Source organism: Paracoccus aestuariivivens, assembly GCF_009711225.1.
GTDB classification, from domain to species: domain Bacteria; phylum Pseudomonadota; class Alphaproteobacteria; order Rhodobacterales; family Rhodobacteraceae; genus Paracoccus; species Paracoccus aestuariivivens.
In genome coordinates this window covers 1-18,713 of the sequence record NZ_WMIE01000033.1, presented here as the reverse complement: position 1 = coordinate 18,713, position 18,713 = coordinate 1, and the positions used below count along the sequence as shown (strand labels likewise).

The 18,713-nt window shown below is 58.9% G+C and carries 13 protein-coding genes and 1 pseudogene; 10 read left to right on the top strand and 4 right to left on the bottom strand.

The features are described from left to right. Positions 1–193: 193 nt before the first annotated feature. Positions 194–596: pseudogene (locus GL286_RS22715) on the top strand (IS5/IS1182 family transposase); the annotation flags it as partial. A gap of 173 nt (positions 597–769) precedes the next feature. On the opposite strand, the gene GL286_RS21260 reads toward GL286_RS22715, so the two are convergent. Next, positions 770–1,240, bottom strand: a complete 471-nt coding sequence (locus GL286_RS21260) for a phasin family protein (RefSeq protein ID WP_155097576.1) — start codon at positions 1,238–1,240, stop codon at positions 770–772. Positions 1,241–1,359: 119 nt separating this feature from the next. Further along, positions 1,360–3,135: a PHA/PHB synthase family protein gene (locus GL286_RS21255; protein ID WP_246185058.1), complete on the bottom strand. Its 1,776-nt coding sequence runs from the start codon at positions 3,133–3,135 to the stop codon at positions 1,360–1,362. Positions 3,136–3,720: 585 nt separating this feature from the next. Here GL286_RS21255 and phaZ point away from each other — a divergent pair. Next, complete coding sequence (gene phaZ / locus GL286_RS21250; protein WP_155097574.1) at positions 3,721–5,064, top strand: polyhydroxyalkanoate depolymerase; 1,344 nt, start codon at positions 3,721–3,723, stop codon at positions 5,062–5,064. Positions 5,065–5,085: 21 nt separating this feature from the next. Here phaZ and GL286_RS21245 read toward each other — a convergent pair whose 3' ends face one another. Beyond that, positions 5,086–5,826, bottom strand: coding sequence for an alpha/beta hydrolase (locus tag GL286_RS21245; RefSeq protein WP_155097573.1), 741 nt, complete (start codon positions 5,824–5,826; stop codon positions 5,086–5,088). Between the two features lie 165 nt (positions 5,827–5,991). Between GL286_RS21245 and thrS the strand changes: the two genes are divergently transcribed. From thrS to GL286_RS21225, 4 genes are all read left to right on the top strand, one after another. Next, entirely contained in the window at positions 5,992–7,938 is a 1,947-nt protein-coding gene (gene thrS / locus GL286_RS21240; protein WP_155097572.1) for a threonine--tRNA ligase, read from the top strand. Positions 7,939–8,160: 222 nt separating this feature from the next. Then, the gene (locus tag GL286_RS21235; protein ID WP_011747293.1) at positions 8,161–8,367 is read left to right on the top strand and encodes a cold-shock protein; all 207 of its coding nucleotides are present in this window, start codon (positions 8,161–8,163) and stop codon (positions 8,365–8,367) included. 135 nt (positions 8,368–8,502) lie between these two features. Next, positions 8,503–9,318, top strand: a complete 816-nt coding sequence (locus tag GL286_RS21230; RefSeq protein WP_155097571.1) for an AMP-binding protein — start codon at positions 8,503–8,505, stop codon at positions 9,316–9,318. Positions 9,319–9,431: 113 nt separating this feature from the next. Continuing rightward, the gene (locus tag GL286_RS21225; RefSeq protein WP_155097570.1) at positions 9,432–10,073 is read left to right on the top strand and encodes a DsbA family oxidoreductase; all 642 of its coding nucleotides are present in this window, start codon (positions 9,432–9,434) and stop codon (positions 10,071–10,073) included. Here the strand turns inward: GL286_RS21225 and GL286_RS21220 are convergent. Continuing rightward, positions 10,070–11,512: a helix-turn-helix domain-containing protein gene (locus tag GL286_RS21220; protein WP_155097569.1), complete on the bottom strand. Its 1,443-nt coding sequence runs from the start codon at positions 11,510–11,512 to the stop codon at positions 10,070–10,072. The genes GL286_RS21225 and GL286_RS21220 overlap by 4 nt on opposite strands. A 134-nt stretch (positions 11,513–11,646) precedes the next feature. Between GL286_RS21220 and aceB the strand changes: the two genes are divergently transcribed. The 4 genes from aceB to GL286_RS21200 all read left to right on the top strand — a co-directional run bounded on the left by aceB (position 11,647) and on the right by GL286_RS21200 (position 18,175). Then, complete coding sequence (gene aceB / locus GL286_RS21215) at positions 11,647–13,269, top strand: malate synthase A (protein WP_155097568.1); 1,623 nt, start codon at positions 11,647–11,649, stop codon at positions 13,267–13,269. Positions 13,270–13,333: 64 nt separating this feature from the next. Then, positions 13,334–14,953: an isocitrate lyase gene (locus GL286_RS21210; protein ID WP_155097567.1), complete on the top strand. Its 1,620-nt coding sequence runs from the start codon at positions 13,334–13,336 to the stop codon at positions 14,951–14,953. An 838-nt stretch (positions 14,954–15,791) separates the two neighbouring features. Then, positions 15,792–17,474: a glycosyltransferase family 2 protein gene (locus tag GL286_RS21205; RefSeq protein WP_170295348.1), complete on the top strand. Its 1,683-nt coding sequence runs from the start codon at positions 15,792–15,794 to the stop codon at positions 17,472–17,474. Continuing rightward, positions 17,471–18,175 carry a sulfotransferase family 2 domain-containing protein gene (locus tag GL286_RS21200; protein ID WP_155097565.1) on the top strand — a complete coding sequence of 235 codons (705 nt, stop codon included), beginning with the start codon at positions 17,471–17,473 and terminating at the stop codon, positions 18,173–18,175. The genes GL286_RS21205 and GL286_RS21200 overlap by 4 nt, the downstream gene beginning before the upstream one ends. The last annotated feature ends 538 nt before the right edge of the window (positions 18,176–18,713 follow it).

Here is an 18,713-nt window from a genome sequence, read left to right as displayed (position 1 = left end):
GCGCTTTGCTCTCTATTCCTTAAGCTGGGTGCGACGACCATCCGGGATGCAAACAGACGTCAGGGTGCATTGGCACTCGCCTGAAACGGTTGTTCAGAGCGGACTAACGACCCTGCAACCCACGAACCGTCCCATCCCGAACCCACCCGGATGACCACACCGAAGCCTGAAACCGGGAAGGCCGGAGAAAGTTTTCCGGGGCGAAAAGCGTTCGAATGCGATCCGCGCATCGCTCACGGATCCGGAGGCGCGGCTCTACAAAAAGTCCCGGTGCTAGTGCCATCCTTTGCTTCATGGGTGGAGGAGGGTCAGAAAACGGGCCGGGGGACCGTTCTCCCGAAGGCCTGTGTCACACACACCGCATGCGGCGTGGCACAGACGAAATGCTCGGCGATCGACGGCCGGACTACCCGCCATGCAGGTTATGCGATCTCGCAGCGGCGCCGAAAAAAGATCGACGAGCCCTTCGGATGGGCAAGACGGTGGGGCCCATTGCACAAACCATGCTGCGTGGAGTCAAACGGATCGCTGCCCAGTTCACCCTGACGATGGCAGCCCGCAAACTTGCGCGCCTGCTCAGATTGTTAGCTGCATAAGGCGGAGCCCGCCATCTCGGCGGGCAACCGGCGGGTGCTGCAGCCCTCACTGGCTATTGACGAGCAATATCCACCTGCCGCGGGTTCTTCAGCGATGTGTTAAACCCTACGGCATCGCGGCATGAAAAAAGGGGGCAGTACCCTGCCCCCTGTCCCAATTCGTTACGCGACGCTCAGACTTTTGCGGTCGTGGCGGCAGTCGCTGCAGCGGTTGCTTTCTTGACGGCAGCTTGCGTTTCGCGCGTGGCGGTCTCGGCAGCCTTCTGGGTTTCGGCAGCTAGATCCTTGCCAGCGGTCAGCATCAGGTCGACCGTGTCCATCTGGACCTTTTTGGCCACCTCGGCAAAGGCTGCCATGTGCTCGGCGGCCATTTCGGCAGCGGCGGTCGCAAAATCGCTCACGGCCTTGGCATATTCCGCCGGCTCGTCTTTCGAGCTTGCCAGTTCGCCCATGCGAGCGATTGCGTCTTTGGTCCACTGGGCGGTGATTTCGGTCGAACGCTCGGCCGCTGCCAGAGCAACCTTGGCCATTTTCTCGCCCAAGGCGGTTTGCGACTTGAAAGCGTCCTGGAAGGACGAGGTGTCCACCGGGAATTTTGCCATCATCTCTTGCATGGTCTTGGTGAAGTCTGGGGCCTTGGACATTGTCCGTCTCCTTGGAAAGGCGCGATGTTCGTGAAGCGCCGGGGAACCATCTGCACGACCAATATAAATGCTGCACTGCAGCATTTCAACATTTTTCGCTGCGCCGCAGCGCAAAACCTTTACGACCGTTCGTGGACATAGGTACCCGGCGCCGGACCAAGCCCTTTGCCCGGATCACGCGCTGCAACTTTTTCCCCGGAATGAGCCGACAGCCACTCATCCCAGCGGGGCCACCAACTGCCCTCCCTGAACTCGGACGCGGCGCGCCACGCATCGAAATTTTCGTCAAATCCGTGGCTCGATACGTAGTGACCGTATTTCTTCTTGCCCGGAGGATTGATGATTCCCGCGATATGGCCGGATTCGGACAGGATGAAGGTCTTGTCGGTCGACCCCATCAACGAAATCCCACGCCAACTGTCCTGAGCTGGTGCGATATGGTCGGTTTCGCAGGCGATTGCGCAAAGCGGGACGGTCACATCGCGGACGTTCAGCGCCTGACCGAACAGCGCGAACCCTCCTTGCACAAAGGAATTGCGCTGGCACAGTCCGCGCAGATATTCGATCGCCATGCGACCGGGAAGATTCGTTCCGTCTCCGTTCCAGAACAGCAGATCGAAGGCGGGCGGGCGTTCACCCATCATGTAACTGCGAATCGCGGGCGCCCAGATCAGATCATTGGCTCGCAGGAAACTGAAAGTCCGCGTCATCAGTTGCGAGGCGAGCACACCGGTCCTGCCAGCCTCGGCCTCGATCCCCGAGACGAAATCCTCCTGCAGGAAGGCGGTAAACTCGCCTTGCTCCGAGAAGTCGGTCAATGTGGTGAAAAAGGTCGCCGAGTTGATCCGGTCATCGCCGCGCTGCTTCAGAAGCGACAGCGTCAGGGCCAAGGTCGTACCGGCGATGCAGTACCCCACCACATTCAGCTTGGGCTGGTCGGTCAGATCCAGCACGCGGTCCATAATCTCGAGATAGGACGTAACGTAATCGTCCATCCCCGTATTGCCATAGCTGGGGCTGGGGTTCTTCCATGACACCACGAACAGCGTGTAGCCCTGATCGACGATCCACTTGATCAGGCTGTTTTGCGCTTTCAGATCAAGGATATAGAATTTGTTGATCCATGGCGGGAAGATCACTAGCGGGATAGCGTGAACGGTCTCGGTCGTCGGCAAGTATTGGATAAGTTCGTAAAGAGCGGTGCGCGCCACGACGGTTCCGGCGGTGGTTCCGATATCCTCGCCGACGCGGAACGCCTCGCGATCGGCAAGTGAAACGATGAACTCGCCACTGTGCTGTTCGACATCGCGCACGAGGTTTTCCAGTCCTTTCACAAGGCTGTCGCCCTCGGTGGCAAGGGCCTTTTCCAGCGCATCGGGATTGGTCGCCAGAAAATTGGTCGGGGCCATCATGTCGATCATCTGGCGCGTGAACCATTCGATCCGACGCCGGTCGGTCATATCGGTGATCTCAAGATCGCTCGCCGCCTTGCGCATGGCATCGGCGTTGATCTGGTACTGGCGCTTGATGAAATTGAAGAAAGGATGGCTTTCCCACAACGGGTTGCCAAAACGGCGGTCTTTTGGCCCCTCGTCCGGAGGCGCACGGAATGTGCCTTTCGCCAGCGCCGCCTGCGCCTCGGCGAAATGGCGCAAGGTCTCGCCCCAATAATCGACCTGCTGGCCAAGGACACGCTCGGGCTGCTCGGAAAGCAGTTTCACCCAGCCTGCGGCGGCTGTGGTGAACAGATCGGCCCCCGGCCCTTCGACGCCCGGATTTTTGGGTTTGCGCAAGGCCAAGGCGCTGATCAGGCGTTGGGTCAGGGACTCGATACGTTCGATGTTCTGAACAAGCTGCTCGGGAAGGCGGCTGTTCTCGCCGAAAGCTGCTTCCATGAACTCGGTAGTCCGGCCCGTATGAGACGGGGTTTCTGCCGTCGGCGCGATCACGGGAATCGGTGAGGACTCGGTTGCAGAGGACGGTTCGGTCGCAGTCACACGCGTTTTCGTCGGCTTGCGATGTGTCGTCGTCCGGGTGTCGGCCCGCGCCGGACTTCTTGCCCGACCAGTCACGCTGCGCTTTTTCGTCTTTGTCGCCGTTGGCGCGCCGGCCGCCTTTGCGGCAGCCGGTTTTTTGGCCGCAAGCATCTGATCGGCGGTGGCAATCGTGACAGCATCGGGGCTATCGGGCGTTGCCGCAGCCTGTTCTGCAGGCGATTTGGCCACCCTCGTCCGGGAGCCTTTGGGCTTTGCGGCGGAAGGTTCGTCCGTCGCTGGAACCGTGGCCGCGGTCTGATTCTCTCCGGTCGGATGACTGCCTGTTTTCCCTGCAGTCCCTTTTCGCGTCACGCGCTTGGGCTTGTCGCCGTCAGCTGCCATAATTGACATTCCTCCGTGTCCGTCAAATCATTATGCCTGTCCAGCAACGCAGGTAAAGCCGTGTCCTGCCCGGCAAGGCCTGAACACGATGGGTAGGCACGAATGACGACATACAAGGGCGCGAAGGGCATCGTCTCCTACGATGCGATGGAAACGATCCGGAACACCAATGAATGGCTGGGCGCGACGGCGCGGGCCCTTGGTTCATATCCGGCTTTCGCGATGATTCCGAACCCGATGTTCAAGCTGATGTCTGCTTGGGGCCGTGTGACCGAACGCAGCTTTTCGCGCATGGTCATCAAGCCCGATTGGGAAATTCCCGCGATCGTGTCCGAAGACGGTCAGGATCATATTGTCTATGTCGAGCCCGAACTGAAGCGCCCCTTTGGCGATCTCATGCGTTTTCGCGTTGCGCGCCGCGAGCCGATGCCGCGCAAGGTGCTTCTGGTCGCGCCGATGTCCGGTCATTACGCAACCCTTCTGCGCAGCACGGTGACCTCGCTTCTGCCCGATTGTGATGTCTACATCACCGACTGGCACAATGCCCGCGACATTCCCGTCAGCGCCGGCAAGTTCGATATCGAGGACTACACCGAATATCTGGTCGAGTTCATCCGCCATCTCGGTCCAGACACCAATGTGATCGCCGTCTGCCAACCCGCGCCGCTGGCGCTGGCCGCGACTGCCATCCTTGCCGAACACGACCCGAAATCGCAGCCCCGTTCGCTGATCCTGATCGGAGGCCCGATCGATCCCGACGCCGCCGCGACCGAGGTCACGGATTTCGGCAATCGGATGACGATGGGCGAATTGGACTTCCTGCTGATCCAACAGGTCGGATTCAAATATCGCGGTGCGGGCCGGATGGTCTATCCCGGTCTCGCGCAGTTGAGTTCGTTCATCGCGATGAATGCCGATACCCATGCCAAGGCTTTTATCGATCAGGTCTTCGCCGAGGCCCGTGGCGAAGCATCCGAAGGCGACCGGCACAACACCTTCTATGATGAATATCTTGCCGTGATGGATATGACCGCCGAGTTCTATCTATCGACGGTCGAACGCATTTTCAAAGGGCTCGAGATTGCGCAGAACCGCTTCACGGTGAATGGCAAACCGGTTGATCTGTCAAAGATCAAGGACGTCGCCATCATGACGGTCGAGGGCGCGAATGACGACATCTCGGCCCCCGGTCAATGCGTCGCGGCAATCGATCTTTGCACCGGCGTACCCGCGAACCGCAAGCAGCAACATCTTGAGCCCGGAGCCGGACATTACGGCATCTTTGCGGGGAAAAGCTGGCGGCTGAACATACGCCCACTTGTGCTCGATTTTATCGACGAGCAAGGCAGCACCGAAAGCGCTCCCGCCAAGAAGCGCCGCACCGCCAAGCCCGACGATTGCGGCCGCAGCTATGTCAATGACGAGGACGGCAAGATCGCGGTTTGACCCGGCGATCCTGCCTGCCCGTCAGGCCCCTAGCACCTCGGCGACGGCAGCCCCGATCAGTTCAAGGCATTCCGGCGTCGAGAAGCGGTGATCCGCGTCCTTGACCAAAGTCAGGCGCATGTCATTGCCCGCGGCATGATCCAGCAGATCCATCGCCCAGCTGACCGGCACATCCATATCCGCTGTGCCTTGCAGGAACCGGACCGGAAATGCCAGATCCAGTGGCTGGCCCATGACCAGTTGATTTCGCCCGTCCTCGACTAGCCGACGAGTGATGACATAAGGATCACCATATTCGCTGGGGATCGAGATACAGCCATCGCGTAGTACGACCCCGCGCTCGGCTTCAGTGAATTCGGCCCAGAAACCCTGCTCGGTGAAATCCGGCGCGGCAGCAACGGTGACCAATCCGGCCAAGCGCTCGGGCATCTTGCGGGCGACCAGCAGGCTGATCCATCCCCCCATGCTGGAGCCGACCAGAACCTGCGGCCCCTCGGTCAGTTGCGCGATCACCGCGCAGGCATCCTCGAACCAGTCACCGATGCAGCCGTCCTCGAACTTGCCGGCGGATTCACCGTGGCCCGAGTAATCGAACCGCGTGAAGGCCAATCCCCGTTCCCGCGCCCAATCCTCAAGCCAGACCGCTTTGGTTCCCTGCATGTCCGACCGGAAACCGCCCAGAAAAACGATGCCCGGACCATGTCCCTCGATCCGGTTGAAGGCGATGCGCCGCCCCTGCGGCGTCTCCAGAAATTCCGTCATTCTTTGTTTCCCAATTACCATGCCGGACAGCCGCAGAGCGCGACGGGGCGTAAAGCCCCCGCTCTCCGTAGCCGCATTGACAAGCTGGCTCAATCCGTCCAAACCCGCGCGACATAACCCGCAACCGGGCGTTCCGTGGGCGCCAAACCGACGAGGAGGACTTGCATGTCCCAGATCTCCCTCACCTTCCCCGATGGCAATTCGCGCGACTATCCCGCTGGCGTCACCGCCGCCGAGGTCGCTGCCTCCATCGCCACCAGCCTTGCAAAAAACGCGATCTCGGCCAATTTCGATGGTCAGCATATCGACCTGCAATGGCCGATCGAGCGCTCGGGTGCGATCTCGATCAACACCATGAAAGACAGCGCACCGGCGCTGGAACTGATCCGTCACGATCTGGCCCATATCATGGCCCGCGCCGTGCAGGAACTGTGGCCGGATGTCAAAGTCACCATCGGCCCGATCCGTGATCAGGGCTGGTTCTATGATTTCGACCGCGCCGAGCCCTTCACCCCCGAAGACCTTGGCCAGATCGAAGCCAAGATGAAGCAGATCATCGCCGCCCGCGATCCGGTCCGCACCGAGGTCTGGGACCGGGCCCGCGCCATCGCCTATTACGAAGAACGTGGCGAACCGTTCAAGGTCGAGTTGATCAACCGCATCCCCGAGGGCGAGGATCTGCGGATGTATTGGCATGGCGACTGGCAGGATCTCTGCCGTGGTCCCCATCTGCAAAACACCGGCCAAGTTCCCGCCGATGCCTTCAAGCTGACCCATGTCGCCGGCGCTTACTGGCTTGGCGATGCCTCGCGTCCGATGCTGCAACGCATCTATGGCGTCGCGTTCCGCAATCGCGACGACCTGAAGGCCCATATGACCATGCTGGAGGAAGCGGCGAAACGCGACCACCGCAAGCTGGGCCGCGAAATGGAACTGTTCCATTTTCAGGAAGAAGCACCCGGTATGGTGTTCTGGCATCCGAACGGCTGGACCATCTACCGCGAGCTTGAAGCCTATATGCGCCGCCGCCTGATCCGCGCGGGCTACAAGGAAATCAAGACCCCACAAGTCGTCGACCGCATCCTGTGGGAGAAATCGGGCCATTGGGATTCCTACCGCGAGAACATGTTCATCGTCGAAGTCGACGAGGAAGGCGCGAAGGAAAAGCGGATCAATGCGCTTAAACCGATGAACTGCCCTTGCCACGTACAGGTCTACAATCAGGGTATGAAGTCCTATCGCGACCTGCCGCTACGTCTGGCCGAGTTCGGCTCGTGCCACCGCTACGAATCCTCGGGTTCGATGCATGGCCTGATGCGGGTGCGTGGCTTTGTTCAGGACGATGCGCATATCTTCTGCACCGAAGACCAGATCGAGGCCGAATGCGCAGGCTTCATCGGGTTGCTTTCGTCGGTCTACAAGGATCTTGGCTTTGCTAAGTTCGACATCAAGCTGTCAACGCGCCCTGATGTCCGCGTCGGTTCCGACGAAGTCTGGGACAAGGCCGAAGCGGCCCTCAAAGGTGCCATCGAACATCTTGAACTGCCCTACGAGGTCAATCCCGGCGACGGGGCTTTCTACGGCCCGAAGCTGGATTTCAAGCTGACCGACGCGATTGGCCGTGAATGGCAGTGCGGCACCTTCCAGTGCGACTTCAACTTGCCCGACCGACTGGGGGCCGAGTTCGTCGGCGAGGACGGCCACAAACACATGCCCGTGATGCTGCACCGCGCCGTTCTGGGCAGCTTCGAGCGTTTCATCGGCATCCTGATCGAGAACTACTCGGGCAAGATGCCGCTCTGGCTTGCCCCGCGGCAGGTCGTTGTCGCCTCGATCGTTTCGGGGGCCGACGACTATGTGCATGAAGTGGTTGAGACTCTGCGCGCAGCCGGCATCCGCGCCGAAGCCGATACGCGCAACGAAAAGATCAACTACAAGGTCCGCGAGCACTCGGTCGGCAAGGTTCCGGCGATCATGGCGATCGGCATGAAGGAAGTGGAAGAACGCAGCGTTTCGATTCGCCGTCTTGACAAACAGGGTAGTGATAGCATGAAACTAGACGAAGCGGTTCAGATGCTTTGCTCCGAGGCAGCACCGCCAGACATGCGCTGATAATTCCAGCAGCCATCAGCGGCAATTTGCCAACAACGCCGAGTGCATCGCGCGCACTCGGCGCATTACTTCTTGCCTTTTTTAGCGAATCGTTCATCCTCCCGAACGCGTGAGCACGACTTTCTACCGCCTCCCTAAGCACGGGCAGCCGGAATTGACGGGAAAGGGCTGCACGGCCCGATGCAATTACGCATCGGGATGGATTGAAGGAGAGACGGTATTATGGCTACCGGCACCGTGAAATGGTTCAACGCCACCAAAGGTTATGGCTTCATCGCGCCTGATGACGGCGGAAAAGATGTGTTCGTCCACATCTCTGCTGTTGAACGTGCGGGTCTGACCGGTCTGAACGACAATCAGAAGATTGCTTACGAACTGCAATCCGGCCGCGACGGCCGTAGCTCGGCAAGCGACCTGAAGCTGCTGTGATCGACACCCCCGGTATTCGGAACGGCCCGCCTGTTGCGCGGGCCGTTTCCATTTAGACTGCTCCGGTCACGTCCGACCCTTTTCACCGAGCCTCCCTGCCCCTATCTGGACGCCGATGTGACAAAGGGGAACAGCATGAATTTGGCCGAAAAGCTGCTAGAGCCGGGATTGGCCACACCCGACCGGCTTGCCATGTCGGTCGTCGGACTTAGTCGGGCAGATCGCTGGTCGCATGCCCGTTTGCGCGACACCGTCCTGCGCATCGCGACGGGTTTGGCCAAGGCGGGCCTGAGCCGCGCCGATCATTTGCTACTGCCTCTCTCCGAACATCCGGACCGCGCCATCGCGTGGCTGGGCGCGATTGCTGCCGGAATCGTTCCGGTTACGGTTCCGCTTCGGCAGAACGACGCAAGCATTGCGCAGTTCGCAGCGCAATTTCCGACGGCGACCCTGCTTGTGGACAGGGCGGCACCCCATAGCTTCAAGCGAACGATTGATCTTGCTACAATCCTGAAAACCGATACGTCGCCGCTCACTTCATTCGCAGAGGATGCGTCGACCTATATCTTGGTGACCAGTCGTGGCGAGATTCGCCCCTCGGTGTCCGGCCCCACGCCCTTACCCGACCTGACGCCGCAAGATCGTCTGCTGCAGCCACATGCTTTCGCGCCGGACGATCCAATTGGCGCGGGCATCCTGTCCGCATGGGCAATCGGCGCGACGGCCCTGATACCTGCCTCCGGCGTCACGCCTGCCCAAATTCCACTGCTTGGCGCGCGGCATGGTGCGACTCTCCTTGTGGCCTCGGTCAGACTATTGGACGAAATCCTCGCGTCGGACTGGAGGCCATGGTCCGCACTACGTCATGCGCTGACACCCGACACCGATGATCGTGACCCAGGTGCCAGATGGTCCGAGCGTACCGGCACTCCACTGATCTACCTGACTTAGGGTGCCCCAAACCACGCAAGTACGCCACAGACTTGCACCACCTGAACAAAAGCGCGAATAGGCTGGGCTGAACGCCCCACCGCGCGACAGCCAACGGATTGGAAGAACAGTTGATGACCCAGAACATTCGCCTGGACATTTTTGCCGATCCGGTCTGCCCTTGGTGCCTGATCGGCAAGGCCGAACTCGACCGCGCGCTGGAAAGCCGCCCCGATCACCCCTTTGCAATCACATGGCAGCCCTATCAGCTTGACCCACAAATGCCGCAGGCCGGCATGGATTACGTCGCCTACATGAAGATGAAGTTCACCGACGAAAAGGGCATCCTTGCCGCGATGAAGCCGGTGATGGAGGCTTCCGAACGGCTGGGGCTGTGGATCAATCCCTCGCTGATCGAACGCGTGCCGAATACATTGAACGCCCATCGTCTGCTGTACTGGGCAAGTCTGGAGCAGGTCCAGACTCCGGTCATGTCAGGCTTGATGCGGGCGCATTGGCGCGAAGGGAAAAACATCTCGAACCCTGACGTGCTTGTCGCCATCGGCGAGGCAGCCGGAATGGATGGCCAGATGATCCGCCGCCTGCTGGCAACGACCGAGGACCGCGATCAGATCTCAACGCGCGAGATCCACGCCCGTCAACGCGGGATCAACTCGGTTCCGACCTTTATCGTCGCAGATAGCCATGTTGTGACGGGCGCCCAACCGGCCAGCCTGTGGATGCAAGTGATCGACGAGTTGACGGGGCAGGCCTAACCCGTCTCTTCCTCGAAGCTGAAAATGGCAAGGCTGCGTTCGCGCTCATTGACCTTGAGGCGGCGGTTGATCGGGGCATGAGCACGGGCCGAACAGTCGGGACGCTCGCACAGGTAGCAATTCAACCCGATATCGACGGGCTTCGTGCGCTCAAGGTCGATTCCGTCAGCATAGATCAGGCGCGGCGCATAGGACACGTCGCAGCCCAACCCGATCGCCAGCCGCTGCGCCGGTGCGCCATGCATTCCCCCTGCCCGCGTCACTGTCCGCGCGATCGAGAAATAGCTTGCCCCTTCGGGCATGCGGATCACTTGCGTCTGGACCCTCTCGGGGGTCTCGAAGGCCGAATGGATGTTCCATAGCGGACACGTGCCCCCGAACCGCGAGAACGGGAAACGCCCCGCACTGAACCGCTTCGAGATATTCCCGGCCTGATCCACCCGCACGAAGAAAAAGGGAATGCCGCGCGCATCGGGGCGCTGCAACGTCGTCATACGATGGGCCGCCTGTTCGTAGCTCGAGCCGAAACGGTGGCTGAGCAGTTCGACGTCATATCGCGCCGATTCACATGCTGCTAGGAAGCGACCATAAGGCATCATCAATGCCGCCGCGAAATAGTTCGCAAGGCTCACCCGCAAAAGCGACACCGCCGCCGGATCGCTTAGTCCGGCCTTCTCGACCTGTTGGGCGATCAACTCCTCTTGCTCCAGACGCCCCAGCAGAACGCCCATCTGGAATCTCCGGCTGGACTGGCCCAGCAATTCCGAAATCATCAATTCGCTGCGGTGAAAATCGAAGCGGCGCAACTGGTCGCCCATGACATGCGAGGGCAGAATCCGAACCGCAATACCGTGTCCGGCAAGGCGATTGGTCAGCGCCAGATGCGGCTCGTTTCGGTGCAGGGCCAGTTCTTCGGCCATGGCCTCGGCGGCGCGGTCGATGGGATCGACATAGTTCTTCTGCGCGTAGAACCAGTTGCGCACGACATCGACCGGACGCGAGGATTCGGTCAGAACCTCGACCTTATCGCGGTCTGTCATCGGATTGTCATCGGCCATCGGGCGCAGGATCGCCTCGCGGTGATTGTCGTGCAGCCGGACGAAGGCAGCGGCGATACGTGGCGAGGCCTGCAGCACCGCGTCGATCTCGCTGCGCGACAGGCCCGCCATGCCAAGGACCGGATCCTTCAGCGCCGTCGTAAAATCCGCCGCAAGCTGCGCATCGGTCGAAGGCGCCAGCTCCGAGACATTCAGGTCATAAACCTCGGCAAGCTTCATCAGGAAACGTGCCGAGGCCGGACGCTGGTCGGCCTCCATCAGGGTCACATAGCTGGCCGAGACACCAAGCTCGGTCGCCATCTGGGCCTGCGTCAGACCAAGCGATTGGCGCAGCATCCGCAGACGCTGGCCAATGATCAGTTTCTCGTTTCGTTTTGTCATGTGACAAACCTTACAAATCTAGAGGCAACCGGATGACAAACCCTACCGCCACACCCGATGTTTACAAAGAAAGGATGCATTACAAGTATGACATTACTAACGTGACATCATAGGCCAATCAACAGGAGCCGAAGATGCCACTTGATCGCAACGCACCCCCGCTACCGCCGGTTGTCCTGCGCGCGGTCGCAGGCGCAGAGCATGTGCTCACCGCCGACGCAATGACCTTCATGGCCGAATTGCAGGCCCGTTTCGGTCTGCGTCTGCACGCCCTGATGGTGGCCCGCACCCGTAGACAGGAACGCATCGACCGCGGAGAATTGCCCGATTACCTGCCCCATACCCGCGAAATCCGTCAGGGCATCTGGCAAGCGGCACCGACGCCGCCAACCCTTGATGACCGCCGCGTCGAGATCACCGGACCTGTTGATCGCAAGATGATGATCAATGCCCTGAACTCGGGCGCGCGGGTCTATATGGCGGATTTCGAGGACGCGACCTCGCCCAGTTTCGGCAATATCATCTCGGGCCTCGCGAACCTGATCGACTATCGAGACGGTACGCTGGACTTCACCGACGAAACGACCGGCAAGGCCTATCGCGTCGGTCCGAACCCTGCCCTGCTGATCATCCGCCCGCGCGGCCTACACCTGTCCGAGGCGAATGTGCTGATCGGAGGCCAGCCCGTCTCGGCGGCGCTGTTCGACTTCGGCCTGTCGCTGTTCCATTGCGGCCGCGCCTTGGCCGCGACCGGACGTGGGCCATTCTACTACCTGCCGAAGCTCGAAGGTCATGGCGAGGCCAAATTCTGGAACGAGGTCTTCATCTTCGCGCAAGAACGCATGGGCATCGCACACGGCACGATCAAGGCCACCGTGCTGATCGAAACCCTGCCCGCTGCCTTCGAGATGGACGAGATCGTCTGGGAATTGCGCGACCATATCGCCGGTCTGAATTGCGGTCGCTGGGATTACATCTTCAGCTACATCAAGAACCTGCGCAACCACGCGGCCTATGTCCTGCCCGACCGTGCGGCGCTGGTCATGGACGAAGCCTTCCTTGCCACCTATGCGGCCCGTGTCGTCAAGGTCTGCCACCGTCGCGGCATCCACGCGATGGGCGGTATGTCCGCTGCCATTCCGGTCAAGGGCGACTCGGCTGCCAATGAAGCCGCCTTTGCCAAGGTTCGCGCCGACAAGCAACGCGAGGTCGGCATGGGCTTCGACGGCTGCTGGGTCGCCCATCCCGATCTGGTTCCGGTCGCCCAAGCCGTCTTTGACGCCGCAATGCCCGGCCCGAACCAAATCCGCAAACCGCGGCAGGAATGGCGCATCGAACCCGCCATGCTGCTCAAGCCGCATCAGGGCCAGATCACCGAGGCGGGCGTCCGCCTGAATGTCTCGGTCGCCATCGAATATCTGGCGCAATGGCTGCAAGGTCGCGGCGCGGTTCCGATCCACCATATGATGGAGGACGCCGCCACCGCCGAGATCAGCCGCGCCCAGCTATGGCAATGGATCCGTCACGGCGCATTGGTCGCGACCGAATTCGGCGAGGAACGCCGCCTGAGCGCCGATTGGCTGGGCGAATTGGTTCAGGCCGAGATCGTCTCGATCCTCGATCGCATCGGCGCGAACGGCTTCCATCGCGGGCGTTACCCCTCGGCGGCGCGCATCGTGCTCGAGGCGGCCACCGCTCCGGTTCTGCCCGATTTCATCACTGCCCCTGCTTATGACGTGCTGAACGCGCTCGACTAAGGCAGTCCGGCTTCCGGCGGGCCACGGCCCGCCCCCCATTCCAGAATTCCAGAGGAGGAAATTCATGTCCAACCGCAAGACCTATGCCGAGCTGCGAGCAGAAACCGCCGCGCGTTACCCTTCGGGCCAAACCGTGGGCGGCGTCACCGTCGACGACATCGTGCAGCTCAAGCTGCAAAACAGCTACGACACGCATCTCGACATTGCACGTGACATGGCCAAGGTCATGCGTGCCGACATGGCCGCCTATGACGCCGATAGCAGCAAGTTCACCCAAAGCCTTGGTTGCTGGTCGGGCTTCCACGCCCAACAGATGATCAAGTCCGTCAAGCGTATGCGCGGCACTGCCAAAGGAACCTATGTCTATCTGTCGGGCTGGATGGTCGCCGGTCTGCGCAACCGCTGGGGCCATCTGCCCGACCAGTCCATGCACGAAAAGACCGCCGTGGCGGATCTGATCAACGAGATCTACGTCTCGTTGCGTCAGGCCGACGAAGTCGCGATCAACGATCTGTTCAAGGCTCTGAAAGACGCCCGCAACAAGGGTGATGACGTCGCCGAGAAGAAGGCCATCGAGGCAATCGACAGCTTCGAAAGCCATGTCGTTCCGATCATCGCCGATATCGACGCGGGTTTCGGCAACGAACACGCGACCTATCTTCTGGCCAAGGAACTGATCAAGGCTGGCGCATGTGCGTTGCAGATCGAAAATCAGGTCTCGGACGCGAAACAATGCGGCCATCAGGACGGCAAGGTTACCGTCCCGCGTGAGGACTTTATCGAAAAACTGCGTGCCTGCCGCTTGGCATTCGAAGAAATGGGCGTGGACGAAGGCGTTATCGTTGCCCGTACCGACAGTCTTGGCGCTGGCCTGACCCAGAAGGTTCCGGTCAGCCAGAAACCCGGAGATCTGGCCTCGGAATACAACAAATGGCTGAAAACCGAAGCCATCACCGAAGCAAACCCGATGCGCGAGGGTGAGCTTGCGATCTATCAGAATGGCCAGTTCATGCGTCCTGCCCGGATGGCGAACGGCTTGTTCCCCTTTGTCGAAGGCAGCGGCAAACAGCGCGTCATCGAGGACTGCGTGGCCTGCCTGTCTCAAGGCGGTGCCGATCTCCTGTGGATCGAGACCGACACCCCGAATGTCGACGAAATCGCCAGCATGGTGAACGAGATCCGCAAAGAGGTCCCGAACGCCAAGCTGACCTATAACAACTCGCCCAGTTTCAACTGGACCCTGAACCTGCGCAAACAGGTCCGCGCCCAATGGCTGGCCGAAGGACGCATTGCCGAAGCCGACTATCCGGACAGCAATGATCTGATGAAGGTCGACTTCGACACGACCGAGCTCGGCCTTGAGGCGGATGCCCGTCTGCAACGGTTCCAGACCGACATTTCGGCCCGTGCGGGGGTTTTCCACAACCTGATCACCTTGCCGACCTTCCACCTGACTGCAAAGTCGATGGACGAATTGTCGCGCGGCTACTTCGGCGAACAGAAGATGCTGGCCTATGTCTCGACCGTGCAACGCGAGGAAATCCGTCGCGGCATCTCGGCGGTCAAACACCAGCACGAGGTCGGCTCGGATCTGGGCGACACCTTCAAGGAAATGGTCGCGGGCGAACGCGCTTTGAAGGCTGGCGGACACGCAAACACCATGAACCAGTTCGCCGCCGAGTAACCCTGATCCGCGTCGAGTTTATCCCCTTCACACGGGATTCGGCAATTCTCACACGGAGTTAGGGGAACAGAAGCACCGTCCTATTCAGGTGGGGCGGTGTTTTTCGTGATTGGCAATCCGGCCTGTCGGCGCGGGTCCAACACCGTAGCGACGCCAAACAATCCGAAGACGCTGACCGGCGAAAACTCGACCGCTTTAGCCCATTCCCGAACGATCGGACAACCCGCGACGCCAGCATCTGACGACCTGTCCACACGCACAAATTGTGCCTTAGCCCAGGTCGACACATATACTGAACCGCGACCCACGCAGGTTACCAAATTCACTTTGAGGGGTTGCGAGTTGCTGAGAATCTGCGAAGTTTGCGTGAACTACCCAGAACTTTCGCGACCTGCGCGAAATTCCAGTCCGAACGGAGGTTGTTCGAGCAGCCTGAAAATTTGACAGACTTTCACCGCATGGTAGCGTTAGTGACAACAAATTAGTCAAATCTGCACGATTTTTCCACGCCCCAATGCCCGTTGGTTGAAACCTTTGTGCCGTGCGCGGTTCATCCCAAATGTGAAGTTTCGAGGTAAAGACGGATCAAATGACAGCAGAAATTGCACGCATCGGATCACTTTGGATCGACGGTCCGCTCAGTTGGCTCGAGCGCGCGTCCATCGCCAGTTTCGTTGAACTTGGCCATGAATACTCGCTTTACACCTATGGCGACGTACCGAACCTTCCCGAGGGAGCAGTCCTGCGCGATGCGCGCGAAGTCTGGGATAACGACGACATCATTATCCACGCCAAGGCGAAAAGCCCTGCCATTCATGCCGACGTATTCCGGGCATTGATGGTCCGCGACAAAGGGCTGGTCTGGGCCGACACCGATATCATTGCATTGAAGCCGTTTCCCGCAGATCTGACGTGGTTCTTCGGGTGGGAAAGAAGCGATCGTCCTGTTCTGGGCAATGCCATCATGGGCTTTCCGCAAGGCTCGAAAACCATTATCGAACTGGCTGATTTTCTGACCTCGGACTATCCTGTCCCGCCTTGGTTCAACTCCAAGGGTCGCGCCGCGATGACCGAGAAAATGGAACAAGGCGAAAAACTTGATCTTGGCAGCCTGCCTTGGGGAACGACAGGTCCTGCTGCGCTGACCCATTTTGCCAAGGCAACCGGAGAGCTTGGGCATGCTCAACCCCAGTCCGTATTCTTTCCCATCAGCTTCCCGCAGCGCAAACGCCTAACCGATCCGAAGCAATACGGGACAACCAAGGACGAGATCGAAAGCGCCGGCAGCCTTTGCGTCCATCTTTACTCGCGCTGGCTCAGAAAATACACCCGAGGCAATCCCGGCACATTTCCCGCGCCCAAGTCATGGCTCGGCAGCCATCTCGCCGAACGCGGCCTGATCGACTATAGCAGCGTTCCGCTTAAAGAGCCCAAGAAAAAAGGCAAAAGGGAGCCCATCCCCCCGATCGACGCCGATAAATTCTGGTCAGATCACAAGAAACGGACAAACAAGATACCGGACGGAGGCAACAAATCACGCCACGGCCGCACGCTTTGCATCACCATGGCCAAAGACGAAGGCCCCTATGTTCTGGAGTGGGTTGCCTATCATCACCTGAAAGGCTTCACCGACATACTGGTGTACACGAACGACTGCACCGACGGCACAGACGAGATGCTGGATGCGCTCGCGACCATTGGGCTGGTCACGCGCATGGAAAATGGCCCGCTCGGGACAATGCCACCGCAATCCCGCGCCCTTAAACGCGCCCAAAAGCATCCTTTATTCGACGATGCGGACTGGGTCATGGTGATGGATTTCGACGAATTCCTGACCATCCGCACCGGTGACGGAAAAATCGACGACCTCATTGACGTTGTCGAACAGCGCAAGGCCGGTGCCATGCCCATTACCTGGCGTTTCTTCGGCAGCGGTCGTCAGCCACAATATACCCCCGAACCGGTGACGACACGCCTAAACCGCGCCGCCAACGACGGCTTCGCCGAAGGGTTTGGCGTCAAGACGCTTTTCCGGAAAGAGGACTATCTTCGGCTTGCGATCCATCGACCCAGATTTGTCAGGAGGGCGAACCTGGACGGAAAACTTCGCCTGAACTGGATCAACGGCTCAGGCGAGCCCATCGATGGCGAAGTCATGAGCTGGCGGCAAACCCGTCAGTCGGCGGGATACAAACTCGCGCAAGTCAATCACTATGGCGTAAAGTCTGGCGAAGAGTTTCTGATGCGCCGCCTACGTGGTGATGTTCTGAATAATCACGGCAAATACGATGCCGCATATTTCGAGCGGTTTGACAGAAACGAGATCCAAGACCCCCAACCCGAAGCCGACAGCGAAGAACTCGCAAAGTTCTGCGCAAAACTGATGCGCCGAAAGGCCATTCGTGAAGCTGCCGAGCTTATAGATACACGCTACAACGCAAAGCTTGAAACCCTTCGCAACTCGCAAGGCTACGAAGAACAAATGCGCGCGCTGGGGTTCTCGACGGAGCAAAGCAAATGATCGTTTGTGAAAAAGCGGGACTGACATATACAGCGATCCCTAAAAACGCCTGCACATCTATGAAGTGCTTCTTCTATCACATCAATACCGGAGATGATTTCGCAGAGGTATCTCCCAAGAAAAAGATGGGATATCAGGGCATCCATCATGTCGATGGCTACCGCATGGGAAAATTCAACCCCGCAGCTTACGACAACAACAAAGACAAAGAACACGCGGCGATCATCCGTGATCCGTTGGATCGCTTCAAATCAGCGTTCAAAAATCGCCTGTTTCAGTTCAACGACATCAGATCCCGACCCCAAGCGACCGAGAAAAGTGCCGAACTAGGCCTGAACGACCAGCCTACTTTTGCGTATTTCATTGATCGCCTCGAAGATTACCTGCGAGCATCAAATGTCATAAGATTCCACCTTCGCCCCGCCCACTTTTTCCTGGGAGACGATCTTAGCATATTCCATCACATTATCCCACTCGAACAAACAGAAAGCCTTTGCGAACTTGTTCGAGAACGTAGCGGAATGGACGTCAACACTGTCCGAGCCAATGAATCCCATTCGGCCCAAAAGCCTGACTATCACCTGAATGAAAGTCAATTCAACAAGCTAAACACCTACCTTTCATCAGATTACTCCTTTCTAGGCGATTATTACTCGCCGCGAAAATATGATAAGTTGCCAGATGAGATGAAGATGATATAAAAAGAAATTCGCGCACTCTTGGGTATTATGTCATGATCCTCCGTTAGATGCGAATATTAATCAATAATACAAAATAAGATTGAGAATCATCGCCATCATCAGCAATTAATTTATAAAACATTAATTCCTGGTCCAATAATATGTATTGCCCAATTAAACCCAGCTTCTGCTACAAGGACTAAAACGTAGCGATGAGCGAACCATTGGTATAGGTCATCAAATGGTGGACGGCGAAGCGCAACTGTGGCAGTGACCGCCACCGGTCCAAGTGAACCGCCGAAGGCGCGGGTGATCGAGATCATTCAGGCATTTGAGTGGGACCTTGTCCGCAGTGCGGCCGCGTCAGCCCCGTAAGAGCCCGTTCCGGCCAATCCGCGCGATGCCCGTCAGAAATACAAGTAGTAGCTGCGCGTGTTGATTTCCACCCAGAACTGAGCCGGGATTTTCACCGAGAAGTGAGCCATCGCTGACTATGGAATTCGGGTCATGCTTTGGTCAATGTGTGTGTGGTCTCCTTCTTTTTCGTCGCCAATGCAGC